At 58.4% G+C, this 11,579-nt stretch carries 3 protein-coding genes; 2 read left to right on the top strand and 1 reads right to left on the bottom strand.

From position 1 onward, the window contains the following. Positions 1–63: 63 nt before the first annotated feature. Positions 64–372, bottom strand: coding sequence for a hypothetical protein (locus WCB02_RS42500; RefSeq protein ID WP_423969149.1), 309 nt, complete (start codon positions 370–372; stop codon positions 64–66). 84 nt (positions 373–456) lie between these two features. Here WCB02_RS42500 and WCB02_RS42495 point away from each other — a divergent pair, with 84 nt between their 5' ends. Both WCB02_RS42495 and WCB02_RS42490 read left to right on the top strand, forming a co-directional pair. After that, on the top strand, positions 457–8,298 hold the full coding sequence (locus tag WCB02_RS42495) for a hypothetical protein (RefSeq protein ID WP_423969147.1): 7,842 nt from the start codon (positions 457–459) through the stop codon (positions 8,296–8,298). Between the two features lie 168 nt (positions 8,299–8,466). Further along, on the top strand, positions 8,467–11,579 hold a 3,113-nt coding region (locus tag WCB02_RS42490), incomplete at its 3' end, for a hypothetical protein (RefSeq protein ID WP_423969145.1).

Below are 11,579 nucleotides of genomic sequence, written 5' to 3'. Positions count from 1 at the left end.
ACGAACCTGATCGCCCACGAAATCGAGCTTAAAAACGGACGCTATCCTGGCTTCTCTACGAGATCAGATTTTACCGCGACACTCTATCAGAGAGCCAATCAATGGTATCTGAGAATTGGATTTCTTGAAGGGGGTGGCGCTCAGTTCGAACTGCCTTTCGCCGGATGGTGCGACAGCGACGAAAGCCGCAGCAGATATCAGGCCCAGTATTCTGGCAAACCGATCGTTGTCGGCAATGGCAATAACAAGGAAAACCGCATAGAGCCCGCGACGAAATATTCGATTCGCCTCGAGATAGATGCCCTGTTCAATCTCCGTCTGGTCCAGAACGATAGCCGCGGATCGTTTCGCGTTGTTTCGAAAAAATTTCACTTCAACACGGCCGGCCTGAGACTTTCCCCGTCCGTATCGCCTGGCACGCCCCTACCGGAGCACGCAACCGGTCACTTTACAGTCTTGAGTTTCGAACCTCCGCGGTTTCGCAGCGGACGTATCACTCTGGGCGGCATCGGTGGGGACTTGGCGGCCGAAGTCGATTATTATCACTGCGATGCAAGGCTGGTCGGGTTTCAGATCAAGGCGACACGACCCTATATGGACGATGCGGTCTTGCAGTTGTCCGGCGACGGCACGCTGGTCTGCACCGGCCCTGGCACGGGACCGCTCGGTTCCCGGATCCAGCTTGATCGCTGGAGCATCAACGCGCAGGCAAACGGACTCGACCACGACGCTTATTTCAAGGGTTGGGTGGCGCGGATTTGCAGTGATCGCCGGCGATCCGAAAGCCCTGCGCCCCCAGCGGGTGACAAGTGCGGGCAGGAACGCAAAGTCGCCAGCACAACAGCAGCGGAAAACGAAGATTACCTGACTCGCATCGACGGCGCTGCGATCGAGAGCTCTCATTTTTCAATAGTGATTCAGGGCGAGGGATATAATCCCGAACGAAGCGACATCAGCGTGCGCTTTGGATCATCGCCCCCTCCGCGCATTGCCTTCAATAGCCAACTGCTCGGCGCCCACATCCCGGTGTCCGGCGCGGCGACGGGAGAGCTCAGCTTTGGCCGCACGGTGGTCCGCGTCGTTATCGGGCAGGACGAGCCAGAAAATGTCGCTGCGGCCGAAAAGGATGCGCTGTTCTATATCGGGAATCGTCGAACGCTGTTCCAGACGCGGCTCGATCATGCGAGCCTCCGTGTCAAGCGTAGCACCGATCTGCTGGATCTGACCTATGGATTTAGGCATTACGCCCTTCGAGTCGAAGGAAGTGAAGCAAAGATCAGCCGGCTCGTCCCCAAGCCGCGCCCCGGCAAAAGAAGTGATTCCCCGAGCCTCGGACATGGATCAGATAAGCCCCTGCTGATCGTCAACTTCGAGCCGCAATACCTGTTCGAAGAGGCCTTTGCTCCGGCCGATAATTCCAAGAGTGCGCCTCTGCCAGGCGTACGCATAAGCATTGACAATCCATCAGCACCAGCTCTGGCGCGAACGCGGATCTCTGGCAAATCCAGGATCGTATTTTCCGATACGACGCAGGATTCACAGGGCGAGGCACTGCTGAGCATTTCTTATCTGACGGACTGGTCGAATCTCGCGACAGTCGTCAACAAGCGCGCGCTGCCGCGCACGGCGACTTTGGAGGACCAACTCAAGACGGCTGGCATCAATCGTTTGACCACCCGGGCTGATGCCAAGGAGATGATCGTCGCCAATACGGAGGCGCCGAGCGCTGAAGAAACCGCACTCGAGCCGGTTTACCGATTAATCCTCTCTCCCGATTCAAACGCCAAATGGCGCACAAACAGCGTGTTACCTACCCCGCATGCGCCCGTAATGTGGTCCGCAGAACTCGCCAATGCTGGGCAGACCGCTGTGCGCGTGTTGTGGTCCCGCGACATGGATTTGAGCTTTCTGGTCAACCCGGCGGTTAAAGGTCAGAATCTGAGGCCGCCCGCGGCAAGATTCCAGAACCAGCCCACCTTCGTTGGTTCGCTCGCGAGCGACGATCGCAGACAACTTGCAGAGATGATGTCGGTCTACGGCATCGCCGCCATGCGCCGGCTTATGATCAACGGAGACACCGGACTTCAGCTCACGACGGACGACCCGAATGGAATGGTGTTTCTGCCGACGTCTACCTACTGTGCGCTCGATCCGAACCTGAAGAACAGTGCAACAGCGCCCCCGGTGTCAGCACCACAAGAAGGGTTTGTACTGGGGAAACCATTCGATGAGTCCTTCAGCCTGAAGCTCGCGCGCGGCGCGACCATGCGTGCGAAGTGGCTCGGCGAACCACCGGCACCTTGGGCCGAGTCAGTCGAGCCAAAGCACTATCCTCCCTTCTTCAATACAGCCTTCACCATCGATAAATACATTCACGACACCCAGGACGGTCGCGACACTTACGTTGAGGTCTCCTACAAGGGCTTTCTGTTTCCAATCGGTCATCGGGCAGCCTTGCTTAAGGTGAGCCGGAGAGAATTTTGGCCGGAGCGGTGGCAAATGAATGGGCCACCAATCGGCTATCTGATCCAGCACGACTACATCGCGGTCAGGCAGCCGGAAAAAACCTTTCCTGCCTATGCCCAGCCATTCAGCTCGTTCGACTTCTCGCCGCACACTGTGACGCTCAAGACAGTGCGGACGCCTGATCTTGCTGATCCCATGCCGATACCGGGCCTGAACGCAGTGGGAAAAGTATTCTGGCCGCAACTACTGGCTTGCCTGCCCGGCGGCGGGCGGCGCGGCGACGTTCTGTTTGAATACGCGCTTGACAATGGCGCCACCGTTCGATCGCCGCTGCTTTTTGTCGACAACGCGGCGGCCCACGACGCCGCGTCCATGCAAAACGTCGTCCAGTATTACATGGGGCTGCCAAAGCCGGATCTTCTCGCCGACGATCCCGACCCTGGCCTCGCATGCTATCTGCGTTTCGCCAAGCTTGGCGCAGGCCCTGTACGCTATGCCGACGAACGAACCAGCGGCGAGTGCACATTCAAGACCACATCATGGGTACTTGGCGCGCGTGGTTGGTTAAGCACATCTCCCGACCCCGGCGTGGTTGTTACGGGAGCGTCCGCAGGCCCCTCAGGGGTGATCCGGCTAACTCTCGCCGCGCTGAAGTCCTCGATTACCGATCTCTCGGCTGATGCAGCGGCTGGCGGTAAAATCCTGGTTTATGGTGTCGTTGGCACAATCGAGGCCAACAACGCCTGGCTCTTCAGTATTGTGAAGGCGTCAAACCCGCCGCAGATTGATCTGACGGGGTCCAAATTCCAGAACGCTTATGTGTCAGGAGGGCACGTGAGCGACTCGGTCGTGCTTGTCACCAATGCGCAGGCAGCCCCCGCGGGCGCAAAGGCGCCGGGCGTGATCCGCCTTACCCTCGACACGCTCAAGCGAGGTCTAACAGATCTCAACCAGGCCCAGAAGCCAGTCATAATCTCCGGTGTGCTCGGCACGACGGAAGCCAACGGCACCTGGCCCTATGAGGTGATCTCAACAACCCCGGCGCTGATCGACCTCACCTTCTCGAAGTTTGTCAACACATTCAAGACCAGCTCGCTCGCTATTGCCAGCGGCAGCCAGGCCTCTGTCGAAGCACAGGGGTTCGGAATGGATGCGTTCATGGAAGGACGTGACCAGCCGCCGTTCTATCCAATCGCCTCCAAGGCGCGGATCACCGTGGATAAGGTCGATCAGCTGACGGGGCGTCCGAATACGGCGATCGAAGTGACCTTCGACCCGACATTCGTGCGGCACGGGTTCGATCCAGCCACCAATCCGTCGGAAGTGTTCCTCGACGTTCTCAATCCCGATATTCAGTTCGACCCGACCGCGAATACAGCCAGCACCGGTGGTGTTGCGACGACCAATTCGTTACTGGTCGCGCTCGGACGCAAATCCGGATTGATAGGAGGCACGAAGACCACAAAGGCTGTCACCTCTGATATCTGCAATCAGCCGCGATCTGACGGCCTGGATTGCGGTGTGTCAAAAGGAACGATTTCGGTTCCGGTGCCATTTTCAGCTACGGCCGCAATGCCCGCGGCAATGCTCGCGCCTCCAGCCGCGGCTGTGCCTCCGCCGCCAGCAGCTGTCACAGTTGCTCCGGCCAACCATACGGCTGCACCGCCGCCGCCTCCGCCGCTCGACCCGATACCCACTCCTTACAATCTTGCGTCGGCTCTCGCGGGACGCTTCGACCCCGTTGAATTCTTTGGTGGCGCGTTGAAAGACGCGAAGCTACTCGGCGTCGTCCCGCTGAAGGACATTCTGCGGGCAGCACTGATAGCGGCCGCTCCCCAATTGATGGAAGCCACCGACTATGCTGCCGCCGCCGCCGACACCGCGGTCTGGCCGGCGATGAAGCTGCTGTTCGATACGTTGAAGCCAGCCGCGGGTCTCATTGCGAGCGCGATCAGTACTGCGGAAACGACCGCCAACACATCGCTGAATAATCTAGGTAGCGGCATAACCCTCTCCCTGCTCTATCCGGCTTTTTATAGCTCCCTTGAACAACTCAAGAGCACTGCAGCCAGGATTGGCGGCCTAACGATCGACTTTGACAAGACAGCCGATCAGACAACAGACAACGTCGAGCTCGTCTATGGTCTGGTGAGCCAGTTCAAAACCAATGTCGACAACGTCGCCAAGCAGACGAAGAAGTTGGCACAGGATCCAATGCCAACCATCGTCCAGGATGCGTTGCAAACGCTGACGAAGCAATGGACGATCCTTCGAACTCTGGTCCAAAGCAATCAAGCCACCAATATCGTCAGCATCCTGACTGGCACTTTACTCGATCCCAATCAAATGCTGGATCAGATCTTTGCCGTTCTGATTCCCGATGCGACAAAACCAGACCCGGCGTTGTCCGTTCCGTTCGAACTACTATTCGGTCGCCTCGACGACTCGGCAACAGCGCCGGTGCAATTTCCCGCGCCCGCCGCTCATACGCCACCCACGCCCGCACAACTCAAGCAGCAATTCGCGCGGATCATCGCCAACCCCGCAGATGTCCTGCCACGCCTCCAACAGGCTCTGTTCTACGAAGCCTTCGCGCAGCCATTCGCGAGAATGCTCGCCAGCGTACAGCAATTGCAACAGCAAATCACTGGAGACATCAATTGGGCAAGCACCACGCTTGCAAATCAGTTCACGTCAGTGCTTCGTCGCAACGCTCCAGCGGCGCAGAACAGCGGCTTCGCGGCCTTCGGATGGGCAATCCTGTCCGACATGGAGCGCAACATCGCGCAAACCGTGAGCGCGGGGCAGACAATCAAGCTAGGCCAACTACCCAGCCAAACCCAGCTTGAAAACGCCGCTCGCGCCGCGATCCGAAACAATCTCCCACAACTCAACGCGACCCTTCAAAATTGGCTGAAAGCCGCCACCCAAGCCGCGAAGGACTCCAAAGATGATCTGACCAGGTTTGGAAAATCGCTTTCGGCTACAGCTCCGGCTTACCAGACGGCGATGACCAAGGCCGCCGCAGCACAGAAGTGCGCGGAAGACTTCGCCAAACTCACCAGCCTCTATGGGAACCTGCCGCAAGCCACGCTCAACGAGCTCGTCAAGGCCTTGAGTGCAGCTGCCAATCAGGAAATCCAGTCCGTCGCCGCGGATCTTGAAGGGCAACTCGCCGAACAGGCCAAATCGAAAGCCGACGGTCTCGCCCCGCGCCTGTTCGACATCGTGAACAACGTCATCGACACCGTGATTCACTCGGCCGTGGCGACGACGATCGCCAGGACTGCAGGGACTCTTACTACGCTTGCATGCGATAGCGTTTCAGACGGATACAGACTTATTCGCAAGCTGGCCGTTGGCCTCGTCCAGCCAGCCGACGCTCTGGACAAGCTGGCCAACAGCATCACCAGCCAGCTGAACGACATCACGCAACAGCTTGGTGTGCTGCAAATCCCGGCCGGAGCGCCGCAACACGCCATTAACGTCGTGGTCGGCTTGCGGGCGGCTCTTACACGCAGCCTGCAGCAGCTTGGAAACGTTGTTCTCGAGTTCGAGAAGATCCGGCTACAGCTGCCCGACGGAAGCGATAAGAATGACGCACCCACAATCGAAGCATATTGCAAGAATTCCGCGCAGCTGATCAGCTATGTAGCAAATTGCGTCGATTTGCGGCGACGGGCAGCGCAGGCGATTGTCGATTCGCTAAAGCAGGTCAATTCGGCGATCGCCGCACTGGCTCAGCTGGCGGCAGCGAATGCCGCCCCTCCGGATCCGAACGCGCCAGTGCAGCAATCGATCGCGTCGGCCGCCGCCTCACTGACCAAAAGCCTGAACGGGATCGGCGACACACTGGGCCAGCTGGCGATCGGGGTTACCGTCAGCTACGCATTAACCGCGGCTGGCTCAACGGTCTGGCCCGACCTGAATCAGACTATCAATATACTTGCTGCCAATCTGTCGGGCGCGGCACAGCAGGCTGTCAATTCTACGCTCAGCGAGTTCAGCGCCTTCGTCGATGATATTCAGCCGCTCAACAAGCCACCTTATACTGCCGCTGACGCCGCGGTTCTGGCCGACAAAATCCTCCAATTCACGACGCTCAGTGATCGCAAGCTTGCCGGTCTTTTGCTGCAGTCCGCGCCCCCAATTTCCGATATCTGGTCGAAAATATCCACGCCTTTGGCGGCGGGCGTGGCCACGATCGTCGGAGGCCTAGTTGATGTTAATGCAGCGGTGCATCAGGCCGCGCAATCTGTCCTTGGCGTGCTTACGTCCGATTCTGGATCAGGCACCAGCCTGATTGCCCTCTCCGACATCGTTTCCCCAAGCATCCTGTCGGCGCTGAAACAGGCGGACCTACAAGTGCAGGCGGATTCGACGGCGCTGACCAGTTTGCAAAAAGCATTAAAGGTTGCACCGCCGGATCCGATTGGCGTCGCCGATCAAGCGAAATCGCTGCTCGATAGCTGGAAGAAGAACAAGCCTGGTGTGGCCCAGCTCGTGCAGGTCGTACAGACCATCGTGGATGCGGTCACGACCGGGCACTTTGCTACCCTGTTCAATGTTGCGCAGCTGGAGGACGATCTAGCGCGTGCCGTTGCCGAACTTGTCCCGGCCCGCATCCGGCTCAACTACGATTTTGATACTGCACTATCCGATTTCCCATCCGGCGATCCGATCTTTGCGATGGACCCAGGCTACGGCCCTGTCGAACCGGGCCAAGAGGATATTCGCAACGATCTCGACTTGCGCGCGCAGATCTCTGTGAACCTCATTACCGGGGAGCGAGATGTCTCGGCGACTGGTTATATTCGTCCGTTCCAGTTGCACCTGTTGGGTGACGCCCTCGATCTCGCAACAATTCACTTTAAAGGCGCCAGTTTTCAGGCTTCACCAGGATCTGATGTGAAGTTTAGCGCCGATATCGCCGGCACCGAGATCGGCGCCCTGCTATCGTTCCTCGAGGTTATTGAGGACTATCTTTCTCCTTCGGGCGGCAACGGATTCTATCGCGCAATCGAGTTGGTGCCGCCCCAGATCGAGGTAGGATACAAGTTCTCACAGGACGACCTGGTTCTCGGCGGTCTGATCTTCCAGAACATCGACTTCAGTATCGGTGCCATCCTCCCGATCGACGGTAGACAGGCAGAGTTCCAATTCGCTCTCGCCAGCCGCGCCAACCCGTTCCTGATTTCGGCTCCGCCGCCGACACCCTATGGTGGTGGGGGCTTTATTGGACTCCGGGCGACAGCCCAAGGTGTCGTAGCGTTTGAGATTCAACTTGAGTTCGGTGCGATATTCGGAATTCAGTTCGGCCCATTGCACGCCAGCGCAAGAATCACCGCTGGCATCTACTTGTTAAGCGAAGCCGGTGGCTATCGTGTGCTGCAAGGCTTCGTGCAGGCGGTTGGTGAAGGTAACATCGCCTGCTTTTCGGTTGCGGTCCTCATCCAAATCACGACGAGTCAGCAATCCGATTCATCGATGTCGGGAAGCTCGACCTATGCGTTCACGTTCAAGATCAGCAGCTTCTTTGAAATCTCGTACAGTGTCACCGCGAGCTACACTAATCAGGGAAGCAAGTCGGCAAGGCATACCCAAGTCTCGTGGAACGAAAGCAGCGTGAACGACTATGCCGATGCGGACGATCCTGCCGATCCACCGGCGCTGCTTCACCTGAAAGACGCGGGAGCGGCAGCGGATGCCTACGCGCAGCAGACGCGTCGCAGAAGAGTGACGAAACCCGCGAAAACAAAACCCAGGACTCGCACCGTCGGGCCGGCGATGCAGACCGATTGGAAACAATATCGCAAATATTTCGCAATCTAGATGCGGGGTGATTCAATGGCGGATGACATTGCAAACGTCGGCGTACGATGTCTCGCGGTTCCAGATGGAATTGCAGTGTCCAGCGGTAGGGCGCGCCTCAGCCTTGTCTTGACACCCGATCTCCGGCCATCTGCTCCCGGCCCCAAGGTGCCATTGGGTAACTGGCCGATGGCAATCGCTGACCTGATGAAGGATCACAAGCTCAGGATCTATCTCGGCACGGACAACACTTTCACATCAATCTCGCCTTCGTTCCGCGAGACCGATCCCGCTATGGCGCGGCACCCCGACCCCAGCAACCTCTGGAAGAAAATTTTCTCTACTACGGATGGCTCAAATGGCTTCCTCGCTCTTTATCAAGCCTTGAACGACGATGTCGTCAAGCGGCAGCCCAATGTCGCGATCTCCAGAAATTTGAGCAAGATTCGCGACAAGATGAGGGTCGACAAATTAAACAATAAAACGGATGACCACTCCACCCGCGTCCTGGACGCGCTTGCCGGACATACGACGACATTCGGTACTTTGGCGCTGCGCCACGATTCAATGAATTGGGTGCAGACCCGTTACCTGGATGAAGCGATCAACGCCTTTCACAACGACTCGCATTTTCTCAGACTATTCGCGCTTCTGGCTGCGCAAGAAATCCGAAGCAAGGGAACCGAAGCGGCCAAACCCGCACTTTCGGCACTGGCCGATTCATACCGCACCGAGGCTCAGTCGATCCTCGGCGACAACGCGGTCGATTGGGTCAACTCTATGGGTGCCGCGTTTGCTGCGCAGCCGGCGCAACACAGACTTTTGCACAGCGTTCAGGCCAGCGTGCTGACACAGCTTCTGCAGGCAGGGCTCGGCCATCCCCCAGGCGATGCCTTTGGCCTCCTTCGGCAGCTCGCGTCGAGTTCCCTTCCGACCGATTCCGGGCTCGCCGCGGATCTTGGTGCGGCCATGGAACACATGCTGCGCCGCGCGTTGGACATACCGACTACCAAACCGAGTGGCACTGATCATTTCCTGCAAGGGCGCGGACAGGGACAGGCGATGATGCGCGCGCTGTTCCGCAACGCGGCGCGACAGCACGGGAAATCCCGCGCTGCTCATCCTGACGTCAAGGAAATGGCCGACATTCAGGCCGTGCCCAGCGCTCAAGCGCAAGCAAGCAAAAACTTCGCGAGCTTCCACCAGCATTGGCGAAACACGGTAACGCCTACGCCAGCCACCAAACCGGATCTCGAGGCGGCCCGGCGAAAATTCTTTGGCATTCGCGCGCTGCCGGGGCTCGCCAAATTCCTTCGGCTTACCGTGGACGTCGAATTAGACGTCAAACTAGCCGATTTGAAGACTTACAATCGTGTCGCCGCGATGTTCGTGGACGATCCTCAAGACAACCAAAAATATGGCGATGACATTCATCATAAACCTGACCTGACTGCATTGATGGGAGACGCTGATGGCCAGGCTTGTTTCCGTCCGGCCAGCTGTACAACAGCGGGCTCCGTACCGCCTGACCTCAACGACGCCATCCGCATCCGAAACGGGGTGGTTGACCTTCGCGCCTCCGAATCCACGAGCGCGGATCCCCGCTTTATGATCAGCATTCTCGACCTCCCGGCGGCCATAACTTCGTTGCGAATGAAGGCCGAGCAGGACGGCGGAGCGCAGCGGGATGGCACCCTTCTCGCCAGTGTCTCGAACAAGACGCCCGAGCGGCAATCGCGCGGCCTTCAGTTGATTGACAACCAGGCCCAGCACCAAATCGCCAGCCACGCGGCGCAAACCGTCTCCGCCCAACCAGGTAGCCAGACCCGACCATTTTTCGCAGAAGACCTTGTCATCGGTTATCGCCCATACGTCCAGCGCTTCCGACACGGCGTTGCTTTAACCGGCGATCCGTGGCGATCTTTGGTTGCGCGAAAGATATCGATTGACGACATTGCATCCACTCTCAACAGTGCCGCTTATCACCAAGTTCAGGCACGTGATCACGGTTACGTTCGTCCGGCTCTCAAGGCACAAGGCGATTCTCAGACCTCCGGTCCTCACACGGTTCCCCTGACGGCACCCGCGTCAGGGGTTATCGTTGCCTCCCCGACCACTGACGGACAAATGTTTGCATGGATGGGGGCCAGCCTCGGCTTGTCGACCGATCCCGGCACGTCAGACGCCGCCCAATCAGGTCCCGGCGAGAATTCGAATGACGATCTCGCACTTGACATCGAATACAGATTTTCCGGCGACCCGCAGGATTTGCAACCAGCCTTGCGGATCGGCGACAGCTACAGGATGGGTCTTGCCCCGGTCTACCCCAACTGTGGCGGACCGACGTTCGAGGAGGCTTGCGCGGTGTTCTCTCGTACGGGAGCGGAGATCATCACGCTCGGCGACACCTCGAATGGCGACACGGCATTCAAATTCGGGCCGCCGCGCGACATTCCGGCACCAGCCGTGTTGATATCGGACGCCGAAGCCCGCGACTGGCAACGTAGCGAGAAGAAAGCGACGGCCGAGAACGGCAATGCGGAGAACGTCGCGCGGATCGTGCTGCGTAGCGCCGCGAACCCGGCCTTCGACAAGGACAACGTCAAGCGCTATCTGGTGCCGCCGCGCGCCAGTTTCGAGGTCGCCGAACAATCCGGGATGTTTGACAACGTATCTGTTGCCATTCCTCCAGGCGCATTCGACAGCTACGAGCAAAATCCGCAAAGCGGAGGGTTCCCAAACGACGCGCCTGCGAAGCCAACGAAGAACTCGCCCCAAACATCCCGCTCGGCGATATTGCGACCCGCCGAACATGCCGCTCCGCCGAAGGCGCGTTATTATCCGGATCCACTAGCAAGGAATTTGAAGGTATCCTTTGAGCGGAACGGTGCGTCGCCGGAAGGATTTCCCGAGTCAATTCCGAACCACGCTTTCTGGAAACAGGGAGCTTCGCCGGTAACCGCACAACCGATCGAGATAGTGTTCAAGCGCTGGCACAATGGACGCATGGGTGGCCAGATTGATTTCGTCGATACGACGGGCAAGGTCGCCAGCGTCAAATCCGGAGCATCGCGGACAGTCCCGCGGCTGGCGATCGAGATTGCCCCGGCGGAGGAAGTGACACTTCGGTTCTGGTGCGTGCCGGATCGTTCCGATCTATTGCGAAGCCACGCTGTACTTGGAACACATGTGCAAGTCGCGGCAAAAGGTCTCGTGACACAAGCGCTCGCAACCAAGCAGCCACCCGGCTTCAATGACCCGGCATTCCTCGGTGCCGTATCGCACGGGGTTGAGCTTATGTC

This window comes from Bradyrhizobium sp. (assembly GCF_049581145.1).
Taxonomy (GTDB): Bacteria; Pseudomonadota; Alphaproteobacteria; order Rhizobiales; family Xanthobacteraceae; genus Bradyrhizobium.
The sequence above is the reverse complement of the archived record's forward strand: the minus strand, read 5'-3'. Positions and strand labels throughout refer to the sequence as shown.